Annotated in this window: 16 protein-coding genes and 1 tRNA gene; 14 read left to right on the top strand and 3 right to left on the bottom strand. The window is 65.2% G+C overall.

Going from position 1 to position 14,437, the window contains the following annotated elements; translation table 11 throughout:
- The first annotated feature begins 291 nt into the window (after positions 1 to 291).
- Genes AIOL_RS25630 through AIOL_RS23480 form a run of 9 tightly spaced genes read left to right on the top strand, consistent with a single transcriptional unit; the run spans position 292 to position 6,701 of the window.
- Positions 292 to 444 carry a hypothetical protein gene (locus tag AIOL_RS25630; RefSeq protein WP_160314560.1) on the top strand — a complete coding sequence of 51 codons (153 nt, stop codon included), beginning with the start codon at positions 292 to 294 and terminating at the stop codon, positions 442 to 444.
- A 20-nt stretch (positions 445 to 464) separates the two neighbouring features.
- The gene (gene hemP, locus AIOL_RS24705; protein ID WP_235439202.1) at positions 465 to 602 is read left to right on the top strand and encodes a hemin uptake protein HemP; all 138 of its coding nucleotides are present in this window, start codon (positions 465 to 467) and stop codon (positions 600 to 602) included.
- A 17-nt stretch (positions 603 to 619) separates the two neighbouring features.
- Positions 620 to 1,081, top strand: a complete 462-nt coding sequence (locus AIOL_RS23505; RefSeq protein ID WP_049645204.1) for a hypothetical protein — start codon at positions 620 to 622, stop codon at positions 1,079 to 1,081.
- Positions 1,082 to 1,097: 16 nt separating this feature from the next.
- Positions 1,098 to 2,366, top strand: a complete 1,269-nt coding sequence (locus AIOL_RS23500; RefSeq protein ID WP_049645203.1) for an imelysin family protein — start codon at positions 1,098 to 1,100, stop codon at positions 2,364 to 2,366.
- A 47-nt stretch (positions 2,367 to 2,413) separates the two neighbouring features.
- Entirely contained in the window at positions 2,414 to 2,710 is a 297-nt protein-coding gene (locus AIOL_RS24700; protein ID WP_082152843.1) for a (2Fe-2S)-binding protein, read from the top strand.
- A complete protein-coding gene (bfr, locus tag AIOL_RS23495; RefSeq protein WP_049645202.1) occupies positions 2,653 to 3,138 on the top strand; it encodes a bacterioferritin in 486 nt (161 codons plus the stop codon). The genes AIOL_RS24700 and bfr overlap by 58 nt, the downstream gene beginning before the upstream one ends.
- Complete coding sequence (locus AIOL_RS23490) at positions 3,125 to 4,639, top strand: di-heme oxidoreductase family protein (RefSeq protein WP_049645201.1); 1,515 nt, start codon at positions 3,125 to 3,127, stop codon at positions 4,637 to 4,639. Before bfr ends, AIOL_RS23490 begins: the two co-directional genes overlap by 14 nt.
- Complete coding sequence (locus AIOL_RS23485; RefSeq protein ID WP_049645649.1) at positions 4,639 to 5,646, top strand: imelysin family protein; 1,008 nt, start codon at positions 4,639 to 4,641, stop codon at positions 5,644 to 5,646. The genes AIOL_RS23490 and AIOL_RS23485 overlap by 1 nt, the downstream gene beginning before the upstream one ends.
- Complete coding sequence (locus AIOL_RS23480) at positions 5,646 to 6,701, top strand: DUF1513 domain-containing protein (RefSeq protein WP_049645200.1); 1,056 nt, start codon at positions 5,646 to 5,648, stop codon at positions 6,699 to 6,701. Before AIOL_RS23485 ends, AIOL_RS23480 begins: the two co-directional genes overlap by 1 nt.
- 265 nt (positions 6,702 to 6,966) lie before the next feature.
- On the opposite strand, the gene AIOL_RS23475 is transcribed toward AIOL_RS23480, so the two are convergent.
- A tRNA-Thr gene (locus AIOL_RS23475) sits at positions 6,967 to 7,041 on the bottom strand.
- Positions 7,042 to 7,130: 89 nt separating this feature from the next.
- On the opposite strand from AIOL_RS23475, the gene AIOL_RS25765 reads away from it, so the two are divergent.
- The 3 genes from AIOL_RS25765 to AIOL_RS23465 are packed head-to-tail and all read left to right on the top strand — an operon-like array spanning position 7,131 to position 9,010.
- Complete coding sequence (locus AIOL_RS25765) at positions 7,131 to 7,274, top strand: hypothetical protein (protein ID WP_200898779.1); 144 nt, start codon at positions 7,131 to 7,133, stop codon at positions 7,272 to 7,274.
- A 6-nt stretch (positions 7,275 to 7,280) separates the two neighbouring features.
- Positions 7,281 to 8,546 carry a UDP-N-acetylglucosamine 1-carboxyvinyltransferase gene (gene murA, locus AIOL_RS23470; RefSeq protein ID WP_049645199.1) on the top strand — a complete coding sequence of 422 codons (1,266 nt, stop codon included), beginning with the start codon at positions 7,281 to 7,283 and terminating at the stop codon, positions 8,544 to 8,546.
- Positions 8,543 to 9,010 carry a DUF2948 family protein gene (locus AIOL_RS23465; RefSeq protein WP_049645198.1) on the top strand — a complete coding sequence of 156 codons (468 nt, stop codon included), beginning with the start codon at positions 8,543 to 8,545 and terminating at the stop codon, positions 9,008 to 9,010. Before murA ends, AIOL_RS23465 begins: the two co-directional genes overlap by 4 nt.
- 158 nt (positions 9,011 to 9,168) lie before the next feature.
- Here AIOL_RS23465 and ggt read toward each other — a convergent pair whose 3' ends face one another.
- Complete coding sequence (gene ggt / locus AIOL_RS23460; RefSeq protein WP_082152763.1) at positions 9,169 to 11,031, bottom strand: gamma-glutamyltransferase; 1,863 nt, start codon at positions 11,029 to 11,031, stop codon at positions 9,169 to 9,171.
- A gap of 182 nt (positions 11,032 to 11,213) precedes the next feature.
- On the opposite strand from ggt, the gene AIOL_RS23455 reads away from it, so the two are divergent.
- Positions 11,214 to 11,753: an NADPH-dependent FMN reductase gene (locus AIOL_RS23455; protein WP_049645197.1), complete on the top strand. Its 540-nt coding sequence runs from the start codon at positions 11,214 to 11,216 to the stop codon at positions 11,751 to 11,753.
- 117 nt (positions 11,754 to 11,870) lie between these two features.
- A complete protein-coding gene (locus AIOL_RS23450) occupies positions 11,871 to 12,677 on the top strand; it encodes an acyl dehydratase (RefSeq protein ID WP_049645196.1) in 807 nt (268 codons plus the stop codon).
- A gap of 176 nt (positions 12,678 to 12,853) precedes the next feature.
- Here AIOL_RS23450 and AIOL_RS23445 read toward each other — a convergent pair whose 3' ends face one another.
- Positions 12,854 to 14,425 (bottom strand): bifunctional metallophosphatase/5'-nucleotidase, encoded by a 1,572-nt coding sequence (locus AIOL_RS23445; RefSeq protein WP_049645195.1) that lies wholly within the window; start codon positions 14,423 to 14,425, stop codon positions 12,854 to 12,856.
- Positions 14,426 to 14,437: the final 12 nt, after the last annotated feature.

The following is a 14,437-nucleotide window of genomic DNA, read 5'->3' as shown; positions in this document are numbered from 1 at the left end:
CGGATCGCCCATCTTCTAGAACATCTTCATCCGACAACCGCTCCCGCGCCACCAATCTGATCTCCAGATCTGAGCCAATTTCGGCGCAACTCTAGGGGGTCATGACATACCATCAGTGACCGATCCTGCAAGCCGCATGGCGGCTGGCGGCCTGCTAAAGCAGGGATTCTAGTTTCCGAGTAAATTTGTCGGATTGACTTATCCGACTCTTTCACTCAGTTTATTTCGGGAAGCGAGCCGCCGAATCTGGGGCAAGCCCAAAAAACCCAGAACCACGAACGGAGTGGGCTGATGAAACCCGCCAACGAACAAGCAGAGAAAGCCGGTACGGACTGGCGCGAGGCCCTCGCAATTGGCTTCGACTTTGGTCACCCAAGCCTCTTCAACTTCGAGTGGCTGATCGACAGGGCCGATCGCGGCGAACGGAGCGTGCCATGCTGGTGAGCGTCGCCCAAGAGATCGAGATGCGCCCCGAGGAAAGGCTGCCGATTTATGAGGCGAGCGACCTCACCAAGGGCGGCGATCTCGCCCGGATCAAGCTGCAGGATCAGCTCTACACGCTCCGCATCACCCGTGCGGGCAAGCTGATACTCACCAAATGAACGCCCCTAGGAACAAAATGGCCGCTCAACATCGCGGCGGCGCACCCGTTGGATATGTCGCAGAGCTCGGCCCCGTTGAGGCGGGCGCGGTGCTGTACCTGCGCCTGTGGTGCGATGGGCCCGAGGCCCAAACCCAAGTGTGGAATGATTTTGTGACCGCCCTTGGTCACGAGAGGGGGCGCAGCGCCCTGAAATCCTTTGAGACGCTCTGTGATTTGTGCGTGCAGCACGGGCGCCGGCCCCTGATGCGCCACCACGTGACATGCAAATGCTTCGGCGCGGACGAGTCATGCTTTGCCAACTTCGTTGGTTACGCCAGCGAGGGTGAGCGCGAGGACGCGCTGCTTATCGCAACAACCATCGTGCGCCCGGACATGGCCCCGGCCCTTGTCGGCGCCGCTCAAGACTTCGGCCTCGCCCTCAGGCGGATGGCCGTCAAAGCCAACCAACCCATCGTAAGATCAACAACGCTTCACTGAAAAGGAAAGCAAGCCTATGAAAGCCCTCACCCTTGCCACGAGTGCCCTGGCGCTCTGCGTCGGCACCGCAGCCATGGCCGACGGACATGCGACCAAGGCGGCCGTGCTCGACACCTATGCCGACATCGCGCAGGCGAATTACACTGACAGCCTGGTCACCGCTCAGCGGCTGTCCGCGGCGGTCGATGCGCTGCTTTCCGCCCCCTCGGCAGAGGCCCTGTCATCCGCCAAGGCGGCCTGGCTGGCCGCGCGGGTGCCCTATCAGCAGTCCGAGGTCTTCCGCTTTGGCAATGCGATTGTGGATGACTGGGAAGGCAAGGTGAACGCCTGGCCGCTGGACGAAGGTTTGATCGACTACGTGGACGCCTCCTATGGCGGGCCCACGGACGAGAACGAAGCGGCGGCGCTGAACGTGATCGCCAATGCCAGCTTTACCCTTTCGGGCGAGACCGTCGACGCGTCGACCATCACGCCCGCCCTGCTCGAAGACACCCTGCAAGAGGCGGATGGCGTCGAGGCCAACGTGGCCACGGGCTACCACGCCATCGAGTTCCTGCTTTGGGGCCAGGACCTGAACGGCCACGGCGCCGGGGCGGGCAACCGGCCTTGGACGGACTACGCGGCGGGTGACGATTGCACCGGCGGCAACTGTGATCGCCGTGGCGCGTACCTAAGGGCGGCGACCGACCTTCTGATCTCGGACCTTGAATGGATCGTGGCCCAATGGGCCGAAGGTGGCGAGGCCCGAGCCACCGTCACGGCGCAAGAAGACGCCGGGATCGCCGCGATCCTGACCGGCATGGGGTCGCTGTCCTATGGCGAGACCGCCGGCGAGCGCATGCGGTTGGGCGTGATGCTGAACGACCCGGAAGAAGAGCATTCGTGCTTTGCCGATAACACCCACAATGACCACTACTACAACGGCGTAGGCATCCAGTCGGTCTATCTGGGAAGCTACACGGGGATCGACGGCACCGTCGTCAGCGGTCCTTCGCTTTCCGATCTTGTGGCAGCCACCGATGCCGATCTTGATGCGGAAATGCAGGCAAAGCTGTCTGACGCCGTGCTGGCCCTTGGCCGGATCAAGACGGCTGCGGAAGCCGGGTTCAGCTATGACATGATGCTAGAGCGCGGCAACGCGGCGGGCGAGGCGCTCATCATGGGCGGTGTGAATGGGCTGATCGATCAGACCCGCAGCATCGAACGCGTGGTCGCAGCCCTGGGCACGTCCATCGAGGTCGAGGGCTCCGACAGCCTCGATGATCCGGACGCCGTGTTCCAGTAAATCCACTTAGGGTCCGCCGCTATCCTCAAACCAAAGGTTTGCAGATCATGATTGTGTGTCACTGCCAGAACATCTCTGATCACGACATTCACGCCGCTATCGACTGGATGCGAGCGGCGGACCCTGATACCCTGATCACTCCGGGCAAAGTCTATCGCGCCTTGGGCAAGGCCGCCGACTGTGGCGGCTGCGTCCCACTGTTCCTCGGAACAATGCGTAACAACCCGAACCTCGAAGTCCCCATGCACCTCCGCAATCTGCGCGGAGCCACACAGGAACCTAAGAAATGCAAGGCGATCCGAAAGTCATCGACTACCTCAACCGGGCGCTCCGTAGCGAGTTAACAGCCATTAGCCAGTACTGGCTGCACTACAAGCTTCAGGAGGACTGGGGCCTGGGCCACATGGCCAAGAAAAGCCGCGAAGAAAGCATCGAAGAGATGAACCACGCGGACAAGCTCATAGAACGGCTGATCTTTCTGGAAGGTCACCCCAACCTGCAAAAGCTCGACCCGCTGCGGATCGGGCAGACGCCGAAGGAAACGCTTGAATGCGATCTGGCTGCCGAGCAGGAGGCGCGCGAGATGTACAAAGAGGCCAGCGAATACTGCCGCGAGGCCGGGGATTACGTGACCATGGAGCTGTTCAAGGCGCTCCTGGAAGACGAAGAGGGTCACATAGATTTCCTCGAAACGCAGCTTGATTTGCATGAACGTGTCGGTGCCGAAAACTATGCTCAGCTCAATGCGTCCAAGATGGATGAAGCCGGGTAAACTCGGCCTCTTAGTGGTTGTATCTGGGTCCGCCGCCATGGCGGGCCCATTTGATGAACCGCATCTGAATATCATTCCCCGAACAGAGGCCGAATCGGCCCGGATCGCAGCGGTCACAGCGCCCGCCGCCAGTTTCGATGCGGCCCAGCCCTTCGAGGAGAACGCGGCAGGTGCCGCAACGGTGCGCGTCCCGCCGAATGCGAACGCCTTCTCGCAGCCATCGGGCAACATCACATTCGAGGACGAGCTGGACTTCAGGGTCGGCAACGGGCTGTTCCGAAAGCTCTGGGTCTCGTCGCCGTCCTCCACGCTGGCCTCTGACGGCCTGGGGCCGCTGTTCAACGCGCGGTCCTGCCAGCGCTGCCACATCAAGGATGGCCGTGGGCATCCGCCGGAGGGGCCGGACGACAACGCGATCTCGATGTTCCTGCGGGTGTCGATCCCCGCCGACCACTCAGCGCTGACGGATAAGATCGAAGGCTACCTGGCGACGCTGCCAGAGCCGACCTATGGCACCCAGATGCAGGATTTCAGCCTTGCCGGGCACCCTGCCGAGTATCGCCTGCAAATCGACTATGAAGAGATCGAGGTGCCGCTTTCCGGCGGCGAGGCCGCGTATCTCAGACAGCCGACCTACACCGCCGCGGATCTCGGCTATGGCCCATTGCATCCCGACGCCATGCTCAGTCCCCGCGTCGCCCCCCAGATGATCGGCCTGGGGCTGCTCGAAGCCATCCCGGCCGCCGACATTCTGGCCTTGGCTGACCCCGAGGATGCGGATGGCGATGGCGTCTCGGGGCGCCCGAACGTGGTTTGGTCGGTGGAGTACGACCAGCCGATGCTGGGCCGTTTCGGTCTCAAGGCCGGGAACCCGACGGTGCGCCAGCAATCCGCCGGTGCCTTCGCCGGGGATATCGGCATCTCAAGCTCGCTCTTCCCGGCGGCGTGGGGCGAATGCACCCAGGCGCAGCCGGATTGCCGCAACGCCCCCCATGGCGATTTGGACGACAGAGGCTTTGAGATTGACGCCGAGGGCATTGACCTCGTGACCTTCTACAGCCGCAACCTTGGCGTCCCGGCCCGCCGCGATGTGGAGGACCGCCAAGTGCTGCGCGGCAAAGAGGTCTTCTATGCGACCGGCTGCACCTCTTGCCACCAACCGTCTTTCGTCACGCACCGGCTTAAGGACCAGCCCGAGCAAAGCTTCCAACTGATCTGGCCCTATACCGATATGCTCCTGCACGATATGGGGCCGGGGCTTGCCGATAACCGACCAGAGGCCAGGGCGACCGGCTCTGAGTGGCGCACGCCACCGCTATGGGGGATCGGTCTGACCAAGCAGGTCTCGGGCCACACATATTTCCTGCATGACGGGCGGGCGCGGTCGCTTCTAGAGGCCATCCTGTGGCATGGCGGCGAGGCCCAGCTGCACCGCGATGCCGTGGTGGATATGCCGCCAGCGGACCGCCAAGCCCTGATCGTTTTCCTGGAGAGCCTATGATGCGCCGACTGCTATGCTCATTCCTTATCTTCGCGGCGTCGCCTCTGGCGGCAGCGGACGATTTTGACATCACCGCCATCGTCGAGACGCATGTGGTGCCGCGCTACGAGATGCTTGCCGGGCAAACCCAGGCATTGGCCCGCGAGGCGTCGGTGGGATGCTCTGCCGCGGCGCCCGATACCGCGCCCGGTTTGCTTTCGGCCTACCACGCCGCGTTCGACGCCTGGGTCGGCGTAGGCCACTTGCGTTTCGGCCCTTCCGAGCAGGACGACCGCGCCTTTGCGCTGGCCTTTTGGCCGGACCCGCGCGGCTCCACCCCCAAGGCTCTCGCCGGATTGGTCAAAAGCCGGGACGCCGCCGTGAATGCACCGGATGAATTCGCCGAGATCTCGGTGGCCGCGCGCGGGTTTTACGCGTTGGAGTTCCTGCTCTTTGATGCGCAATTCGCTCAGCCGCGCGACGCCGCCTATCGCTGCGCCCTGATCCAAGCCGTGACCAAAGACATCTCGTCCAACGCGGCGGCCATTCTGGCCGGGTGGCAGAACGGCTATGGCGCGTTGATGTCAAACCCAGGCAACGACACCTACCGAACTCCAGCCGAGGCGGCCAAACAGCTCTTCACTGCTTTGTCGACGGGGCTGGAATTCACATCGCTCACCCGGCTGGGCCGCCCGATGGGCACCTATGACCGCCCCCGGCCGAACCGAGCCGAAGCCAGGCGGTCCGAGCGGTCGCTTAGGCACGTATTGCTCTCATTGGCCGCAACGCGAGAGCTGACTGAACTGATTTCGGCCGGCAATGAGGCTGTCGATAAGGCGTTCGCCGACGCGATCCAGCGGGCCGAGGCCCTCGATGATCCCACCCTTGCGGGGGTTGCTGATCCGCAGGGCCGGTTCCGGGTTGAGGTGCTCCAGCAGAGTATCGACGTGATACGCCGCATCCTGTCGCAGGAGATCGGCCCCGAATTGGGGATCGCAGCGGGTTTCAACTCGCTTGATGGTGACTGATGCCTGATCGTCGGACCTTCATCGCCGGGATGCTGGCTGCCGGCTTGGCGCCTAGACCGACCTGGGCCGATGCGGGCAGCCCGGCGTTTCTGTCCGCCGGCAAGAAGCCCGATGGCGCTTACGTCTTGTGTGGCTTGACCACCGAAGGCCAAATCACATTCCAGCTGCCGCTGCCCACGCGCGGTCACGCCGCCGCCGCGCATCCCAGATTGGCCGAAGCCGTCGCTTTTGCAAGAAGGCCCGGCACCTACGCGATCGTCCTGGATTGCATCACGGGCCGCGAAAAGGCCCGCCTCTCTGCGCCACCGGGCCGGCATTTCTATGGCCACGGGACCTATTCGGCGGATGGGGATGTGCTGTTCACGACCGAGAACGACTTTGACGCGGCGCGCGGCGTTGTCGGGATCTGGGATGCGCGACGCGATTTTGCGCGCATGGGTGAGTTCCCCTCTGGCGGCGTGGGCCCCCATGACATCAAGCTGATGCCCGATGGCGCATCGCTTGTCGTCGCCAACGGGGGCATCGAAACGCATCCCGAGACCGGGCGCGTCAAGCTTAACATCCCGTCCATGCGCTCGACGCTCAGCTATCTCAGCCTGGATGGTGAGTTGTTGGGCCAAGTGCGGCTCGACAAGGCGCATCAAAAGAACTCGATCCGGCACCTTGCCGTATCCGCCACCGGCGACGTGGCATTCGCGATGCAGTGGCAAGGTGATCTCGCCGTCGACCTTCCGCTCTTGGGCGTCCATCGGATTGAGACCGGCAGGCTTGATCTCGTCGAGCGGGCCTCGGTGCGGCACATGAGCGGATATCTGGGCAGTGTCGCGATTGCCAAGGATGGCAAAAGCATCGCGGCAACCTCTCCCCGTGCGGGGATCGTTCAGGAATTCGCGGGCGCTGAGTATGTCGGTGAGACGTCCATAGCTGATGTCTGCGGCGTCGCGGCGGCGGCGTCGGGTTTCGTTCTGACATCAGGCGCGGGCCTGGTGAAACCCCCGTCAGGCCCGGACGTGTTGCACGATGTCGCCTGGGACAACCACTTAATCGCAATTTGAGCAACGCATACTCAAAATTGTGAGGGGCCTCGCACGCAACTTCGCACATGAACTAGATTAACTGCCAGAATAGATACGAAATTTGCGTCGGCTAAACTGCGCGGCCGTGGGGATCATCACAACGAACTGCCGATTAGGCGTGCAGGCTCCAATTCAACAAGTTCCGCCGAATCTTGGGCGCTTCGATGACGTGCAATAATGAAACCCTGGGGGGCGCGTGCGAGTTCGCGCCGCGACTGAATTTCAGTTGTTTTTTAGCTACTTATGGTGCTGCCGCGGAGATTTGAACTCCGGACCTCTCCCTTACCAAGGGAGTGCTCTACCCCTGAGCTACGGCAGCCCTTATCGTGGGCGGCTGATTAGACCCAAAGCCTGATCAGCGCAAGCGCAATCTGGACCCTACTTGGCGGCTGTTGTAGAACCCCCCTCATGAACGATAAGCGCGATCAAAAGCGCGCAGAAGACGCGCGCCAGGCCAAGGAAGACAGGCTAAAAGCCGCGCTGAAGGCGAATATGGCAAAGCGCAAGGCCCAGGCCCGAGCCCGGGCGGGCGAGGAAAAGAGCAAGGAATAGACAGGCATGGATTCGATACTGGTCAAAGGCGGCGCCGAGCTTTCGGGCGAGATCCCCATCGCGGGCGCGAAAAACACCTGCCTTAAGCTGATGTGCGCCTCGCTTCTGAGCGAAGATCCGCTGACGCTGACCAACGTGCCGCGGCTGAGCGACGTGCGCACCCTGACCACGCTTCTGCAGAGCCTGGGCTGCGAGGTGGCCTTCGCCCAGAACGGCGGCGTCATGATGATCTCGGCGGCGGATCTGACCAGCCACGAGGCGCATTACGACATCGTGCGCAAGATGCGCGCCTCGTTCAACGTGCTCGGCCCGCTGATGGGGCGCGACGGGCGCGCGGTGGTCTCGCTGCCCGGCGGCTGCGCCATCGGCGCGCGCAAGGTGGACTTCCACATCGCCGGGCTCGAGGCGATGGGCGCCAAGGTCGATCTCAAGGACGGCTATGTGCATGCCTCCGCCCCGCAGGGGCTGAGGGGCGCCGAGATCGAGTTCCCCTTCGCCTCGGTGGGCGCCACCGAGAACGTCATGTGCGCCGCGGTGCGCGCCAAGGGCACCACCGTGATCAAGAACGCCGCGCGCGAGCCCGACACGGTGGCCCTGGCCGACTGCCTGATCGCAATGGGCGCCGATATCGAGGGCGCGGGCAGCTCTGAGATGGTGATCCGCGGCGTCGACGCCCTGCGCGGCGCTACCCACCCCGTGATCACCGACCGCATCGAGCTGGGCACCTACATGATCGCCCCCGCCATCGCCGGCGGCGAGGTCGAGCTTCTGGGCGGCGAGCGCCACCTGGTGGCGTCCCTGGCCGACAAGCTTGAGGGCATCGGCGTCGAGGTCACCCAGACCAACCGCGGGCTTAAGGTTGCGCGCAAGAACGGCCGGGTCGCGGCGGTGGACGTGACCACCGCGCCCTTCCCCGGCTTCCCCACCGACCTGCAAGCGCAGATGATGTCGCTCCTGTGCACCGCCGACGGCGTCAGCCACCTGGAGGAGACCATCTTTGAGAACCGCTTCATGCACGCCCCCGAGCTGATCCGCATGGGCGCGGACATCACCGTCTCGGGTGGCACCGCCACCGTGCGCGGCGTGGAGCGGATGCGCGGCGCCCCGGTCATGGCCACCGATCTGCGCGCCAGCGTGTCGCTGATCCTCGCCGGGCTGGCCGCGGAGGGCGAGACCCTGGTGAGCCGCGTCTACCACCTGGACCGCGGCTATGAGCGGCTGGAGGAGAAGTTGAGCAATGTTGGCGCTCTGGTAGAGCGCGTGGCGGCGTGAGCGAGGACGCCCGGTTCGAGGACGGCGCCGAGCGCGCCCTGCGCCTAAAGGCCTTGGAGTCGGCTGATTTAGAGGTGATCTCGGCACTGGTGCAGGACGCGGTCTTCCCGGGCAACGAGATGTCCTACCGGGCGGCGAATCGGCGGTTTGCGATCCTGCTGAACCGCTTCCGCTGGGAGGATGCCGCGCCGGAGCGCCACGGACCCGAACGGGTCCAATCCGTGCTGGTGATCGAGGACGTGCTGCGGGTGCAGACAACCGGCGTTCGCCGGGATGCAGACACGGTGCTGTCGGTGCTCTCGCTTGGCTTTGAGGCAGGGGAGGACGGCGCGGGTCGGGTGGAGATCACCCTGGCGGGCGACGGCGCAATCGGGCTGGACGTGGAGGCCCTGGAGGTGACACTGCGGGACGTGACCCGGCCCTATGGCGCCCCGTCGGGCGCGGTTCCGGGGCACCCGGAATAGCCCATCAGACCCGCCCGGCGCCTGGCCTCTTTTGGTTGTTTGGAGTGGTCTTCGGCCTCAAACACTCCGTCTCAGCAACGTTTGCCGACACCAGACGCAACGGGCCCCAAGCCGCGCAACTGCCCGGGTTGTGCTTGGCTCAAAGCGGAGGCCCCGGGTCAAGCCCGGGGCGGGTTTCTAATGACCGCTCCAGGCCAATTCGCCACGCGCCGCATACCAAGAGCCCAAGCGCCCCACCCGCCGATGGCGATCCCCTCTCGGCGGGGGTCGGCGCCGCCGACCAGCCCCTCGGGTGTGACTTGGATCGCATGCAGGCCGGAGTTCAGCCCGCGGATGTTCACCTCGTAGCCAAGCTCGGTCAGCGGGCCCTCCATTTCCTCAAGATAGGTGCCCTCCTCTAGATCATAGGTGCCGAAGCGGTTCACAGCGTGCGGCATATCAAGTGCGGCCTGCACATCCATGCCCCAGTCCAGATGCGCGATGATCGCCTGCGCGACGTAGCCGATGATGCGGCTGCCGCCGGGCGATCCGATCACCAGAACCGGCGCGCCGTCCTGCATCACGATGGTCGGCGACATGGACGAGCGCGGGCGCTTGCCCGGCTCCACCCGGTTGGCAATCGGCACGCCATCGGCATGGCTCTTGAACGAGAAATCCGTCAGCTCGTTGTTCAGCAGGAACCCGCCCGGCGCCATCAGCCGCGAGCCGAAACCGTTCTCGATCGTCGTCGTCATGGACAGCGCGTTGCCATAGCTGTCCACAATGGAGATATGCGAGGTCGAAGGCCGCTCGACCGAGACATTATCGGCCCAGTTCAGCGCGTGATCGAAGGCGGGGCGGCCCGGCGCGACGCTGTCCAGCGCCCTGTCGCCCTTCAGGTTCTCCGCCCGCGCCGACAGGTACTCGGCATCCACCAGCCCCGCGGTGGGCATCGGCACAAAGTCACTATCGGCCATGTAGCGCCCGCGATCCGCGAAGGCCTGCCGCGAGGCATCGCCGATCAAGCGCAGCACCTGCGCGTCCTCAACGCCAGCCGATAGATCAAAGCTGTTCAGCTGGCCCAGGATCTGACCAACGGTCAGCGCGCCGGACGAGGGCGGGCCCATGCCGCACACATCATAGGCGCGGTACGCCGCACAAACAGCCGGGCGCTCTTTCACCTGATAGGCGGCGAGGTCGATCATCTCCAAACGGCCCGGGTTGGCGTCGAACCCCTGCACGGTGTCCACGATCCCCTGCGCGATATCGCCCGTATAGAAGGCGTCCCTGCCGCCCCCCGCCAGCGCCTTGAGCGTCGCCGCGTAGGGGAAGTTCTTGAGCAAGGCGCCCTCGGCGATGGGCTCGCCCCCGGGCAGGAAATAGGCCGAGGTGCGGGGCTGGCCGGCGAGGCGCTCGGCGTCACGCGCGACCGAGGCCGCCATGCGCGGCGAGACGGCAAAGCCGCTCTCGGCCAGATCAATGGCGGGCTGCAGCAAGTGGCTGACCTCTAGGTTGCCATAGCGGTCATGGGCGTCAAACATCAGCGCCGGGGTGCCGGGCGTACCAACCGAGCGCCCGCCGACCACCGCGTCCCACCACTTCATCCGCTCGCCCCCCATCTGGAACAGCGTGGGATCGGCGGCCAGCGGCGCGGTCTCGCGCCCATCCAGGGTCGTCAGCGCGCCCCTGGCGGCGTCGTACCAAACAAGGAACGCGCCCCCGCCCAGGCCAGAGCTTTGCGGCTCGACAAGGCCCAGCACCGCCTGCACGGTGACCATCGCGTCGGCGGCGGTGCCGCCCTCTGCCAGGATCGCCGCCCCGGCCTCGACGGCCAGGGGATTTGCCGCCGCGACCATCCAATTCGGCGCGCGGACGGGCTCGCCCGCCTCCTTGGCCTTCAGCGCCGCCATGGCATTCGCGCTCATCGCGCCACCGGTCGCGGTAGCGGCTTCGGGCGCCACCGCGTCAGAGGCTTCCTGCGCCAGGGCCGCCGCCCCAGCCAATACCAGGGCTGGAAGGAGAGTGATCAGTGTGGGTCGCATGCGTCGCCTCCAAAATGTCGCCTTAATGTGGAATCATCTTAGCGCGGTTCGCGCGGCATGGAATGGGCGCAAGCGCACATGCCAGCCTGCCGCCGCCGCACCGCACGGCCTCTGCGCGCCGAAACGCATTTGCATTTTCAAGACCAGTCCGCACATTAGCGCCAGCAAAAGGAGAATACACTATGGCGCATTCGCTACTCAGCCTGAACGGGTCCCTGCGCAAGGCATCCCTAAACGGGATGCTGCTGCGCGAGGCGGGCCGCCTGTTCGGCGGCACCCATATTGAGGGCAACCTGCGCCTGCCGCTTTACGACGGGGATCTGGAGGCCGAGGGCATTCCCGCCGAGGTCCAGGCGCTGGCCGATCAGATCGCTGCGGCCGACGCCATCATCATCGCAACGCCGGAATACAACAAATCCCTCTCTGGCGTGCTCAAAAACGCGCTCGACTGGGTAAGCCGCGTCAAGGGCAACCCCTGGCGCGACAAGCCGGTGGCGATTGTCTCGGCCACCGCGGGCCGCACGGGCGGCGAGGCCGCGCAGTTTGCGCTGCGCCTCGCGATGCTGTCCTTTCGCCCGCGCCTGATCGCTGGGCCTGCGGTGCTGATCGCCGGAGGGGCGGACCAGTTCGACGCCGAGGGGCGGCTGACGAATGCGCGTTATGCGGCAAGCCTGGAGGAGTTGGTGCAGGCGCTTCACGCCGAGGTCGCGCGCGCGGCATAGGCTGGGTTATCTAGATCAGATTTCCATTCGGGTCGCGCGGCTAGATCGAGGTGGCCCAGCGCCGTCACCTGCATCGAATTGCCTTCCCAAATGCCGCCGCATAGGCTTGCGCGCATCATGGATGATGCGACCCCAGAGATGCAAACCATTGCCGATGTGATGGACCCCGCGCGCGCGGCGGCACTGCACGCCACGCTTGGGCTCTCGGGGCCTGCCCCAGGCGCGGGCGATCCGTTGCCGCCTTTCTGGCACCACATCTACTTTTGGGACCCGCAGCCGCCGGACCGCCTAGGCCGCGACAGCCACCCGCGCACCGGCCATGGGTTGATCCCCGATCTTGGGCTTCCGCAGCGCATGTGGGCGGGCGGTGCCTTGGAGTTCCACGGCCCGGTCACTTTGGGTCTGCCCGCCGAGAGGGTTTCGACCGTTGAGGATGTCTCGGAGAAGACCGGGCGCAGCGGGCGGCTTGGTTTCGTGCGGCTGCGCCACGACATCGTGCAGAACGGCGTCACCCGCGTGTCCGAGCGCCAGGACATCGTTTACCGCGACCCGCCCGACCAGCGGCGCGCCGTACCGGTCGCCTTGGCCCGCACCGACGAGCGCCTGTCCGAGCCCGCGAGCTTCGACACCACGATGCTGTTCCGCTACTCGGCGCTGACCTTTAACGGGCACCGGATCCACTACGATCTGGACTATTGCCAACGGGTCGAGGGTTATGCCGGGCTGGTCGTGCACGGGCCGCTCTTGGCGCAGCGCCTGATCGGGCTGGCGGATCGCGCGCTTGGCGGGCTCTCCCGGTTCGAGTTCCGCGCGACCTCGGCCCTGATGCATTTCGAGGCGGCCGAGATCTGCATGGGCGAGGATGGCGCGATGTGGGTGCGCGGGCCCGATGGGCGGGTGTGCATGGAGGCGACCGCGCGTTAACGCGCGCCCGAAGGGAAAGGGCCGCACAATCGCGCGGCCCTTCCACTGAGTTCTTAAAGCGCGTCGCCCAAGACCTGAATCACAGCCTTTGGCAGTGCGACCACAGGATGACGACGTTGAGTGCGCCCAGCTGACATCTGATGTCTCAGATCAAAGGCTAGGCGCTGTAGAGCAGACTACTCCGCCCGGCTGATCCGCCCATCGGTCATCGGCGCGATCGGGCCGGTCTTGGCCATGTACTCGGCCAGCACATCCGCCAGGTCAGGCCCGTAATCATAGGCGTTCTTGGCGTCGCGGAACATCTTGTAGCCGTCGCCGCCGCTGCGCACGTAATTGTTGGACACGGCCAGGTAGGTCGCCGCGGGGTCGATCGGCGCGCCGCCGACCATGACCTCGACGATGCGGCCCTCGCCCGGAGCCACGCTTGGGTCCCACTTAAACGACATGCCCGCGACCTGCGGGAAGCGGCCCTTGACCTCTTCCACCTGGCTGACGCCGTTCTCCAGCGCGTCGATCACCATCTGACCGGTGACCTCGAAGGTCGAGAGCGTGTTCTGGAACGGCAGCACCGTCAGCACCTCGCCCATGGTGACCTCGCCGCCGTCGATGGAGGCGCGCAGCCCGCCGCCGTTCTGGATGGCGATCTGCGCGCCCTGGTCCTTGACGCGGTCCAGCATGGCCTCGGCCACCAGGTTGCCCATCGGGCATTCCTCGACCCGGCAGACCGCGCGGTCGCCGTTGATCGCCTCGGTGGTCTCGGCCACCACGCGCGCCTTGAGCTCTTCGATGGGCCCGCCCATCTCGGCCACGCGCGCGGCCATGGCGGCATCGGGCGTCACCGAGGCGTCCAGCGCCATGGGCTCGCCCATCGCCGAGGTCACGTTGCCTTCGTCGTCAAAGGTCAGGGTGATCTCGCCCAGATACTTGGAATAGGCATAGGCCTGCACCACCGGCACGTCGCCCACCATGGTCGGGTAGGGGCCCGCGGCGCGGTCGCTGGTGTTGCTGAGCAGCGTGTGCGAGTGCCCGCCGATCACCAGGTCGAGCCCCGGCACCGCCGCGGCGATCTCTAGATCCTTGGGCAGCCCCACATGGGTCAGCGCGATGATCTTGTTCACCCCCCTGTCGGTCAGCGCCCGAAAATCCGCCTTCAGCGCCTCGATCTCGTCCTGAAAGACCACGTCGGGCCCGGGCGAGGAGGTGTCCACCGTGTCCGTGGCCAGCGCCGAGACGATCCCGACCTTCTGTCCGCCGACCTCAAGCACCAGGTGATCGGCGACCTTGCCGTTCAGATCCGCCGAGCCGGAGAGATCCAGATTGCCCGAGACCACCGGGAAAGAGACCGCATCGATGAAGCCCGCCAGGCCCGCCGGGCCATCGTCGAACTCGTGGTTACCCACGGCCATGGCGTCATAGCCGATGGCCTCCATGAACTCGGCCTCCGCCGCGCCCTTATAGGTGGTGTAGAACAGCGAGCCCTGGAACGGATCGCCCGCGTCCAGCACCAGCAGGTTCTCGCCCGCCATCGCGGCGCGCTTGGCGTCCACGGCGGCCTTGATCCGGGCCACGCCGCCAAAGCACTTGCCCTCGGCCTCGCCGTCCGCGTTGCAGGTGCTGTCATACTTGTTGATCGACTCGATCCGGCTGTGAATGTCGTTCGTGTGCAGGATGGTCAGCGTGAAGTCCGCCTGCGCAATACCTGCAGTCAGGCCGAGCGCGGCGACCGTCGCAAGAAGTCGAGATACCATGAAAAATCCCCC

This window comes from Candidatus Rhodobacter oscarellae, from assembly GCF_001078595.1.
Lineage (GTDB): Bacteria > Pseudomonadota > Alphaproteobacteria > Rhodobacterales > Rhodobacteraceae > Rhodobacter_B > Rhodobacter_B oscarellae.
The sequence above is the reverse complement of the archived record's forward strand: the minus strand, read 5'-3'. Positions and strand labels throughout refer to the sequence as shown.

Bases quoted from the DNA above. Each gene is read 5' to 3' on its own strand.
- AIOL_RS25630 (WP_160314560.1), top strand. From the start codon at position 292: ATGAAACCCGCCAACGAACAAGCAGAGAAAGCCGGTACGGACTGGCGC.
- AIOL_RS23445 (WP_049645195.1), bottom strand. From the start codon at position 14,425: ATGGTATCTCGACTTCTTGCGACGGTCGCCGCGCTCGGCCTGACTGCA.
- AIOL_RS23485 (WP_049645649.1), top strand. From the start codon at position 4,639: ATGCGCCGACTGCTATGCTCATTCCTTATCTTCGCGGCGTCGCCTCTG.
- AIOL_RS23450 (WP_049645196.1), top strand. From the start codon at position 11,871: ATGGATGATGCGACCCCAGAGATGCAAACCATTGCCGATGTGATGGAC.
- AIOL_RS23455 (WP_049645197.1), top strand. From the start codon at position 11,214: ATGGCGCATTCGCTACTCAGCCTGAACGGGTCCCTGCGCAAGGCATCC.
- AIOL_RS23480 (WP_049645200.1), top strand. From the start codon at position 5,646: ATGCCTGATCGTCGGACCTTCATCGCCGGGATGCTGGCTGCCGGCTTG.
- AIOL_RS23490 (WP_049645201.1), top strand. From the start codon at position 3,125: ATGAAGCCGGGTAAACTCGGCCTCTTAGTGGTTGTATCTGGGTCCGCC.
- ggt (WP_082152763.1), bottom strand. From the start codon at position 11,031: ATGCGACCCACACTGATCACTCTCCTTCCAGCCCTGGTATTGGCTGGG.
- AIOL_RS23505 (WP_049645204.1), top strand. From the start codon at position 620: ATGGCCGCTCAACATCGCGGCGGCGCACCCGTTGGATATGTCGCAGAG.
- AIOL_RS25765 (WP_200898779.1), top strand. From the start codon at position 7,131: ATGAACGATAAGCGCGATCAAAAGCGCGCAGAAGACGCGCGCCAGGCC.
- murA (WP_049645199.1), top strand. From the start codon at position 7,281: ATGGATTCGATACTGGTCAAAGGCGGCGCCGAGCTTTCGGGCGAGATC.
- AIOL_RS23500 (WP_049645203.1), top strand. From the start codon at position 1,098: ATGAAAGCCCTCACCCTTGCCACGAGTGCCCTGGCGCTCTGCGTCGGC.
- AIOL_RS24700 (WP_082152843.1), top strand. From the start codon at position 2,414: ATGATTGTGTGTCACTGCCAGAACATCTCTGATCACGACATTCACGCC.
- hemP (WP_235439202.1), top strand. From the start codon at position 465: ATGCGCCCCGAGGAAAGGCTGCCGATTTATGAGGCGAGCGACCTCACC.
- bfr (WP_049645202.1), top strand. From the start codon at position 2,653: ATGCAAGGCGATCCGAAAGTCATCGACTACCTCAACCGGGCGCTCCGT.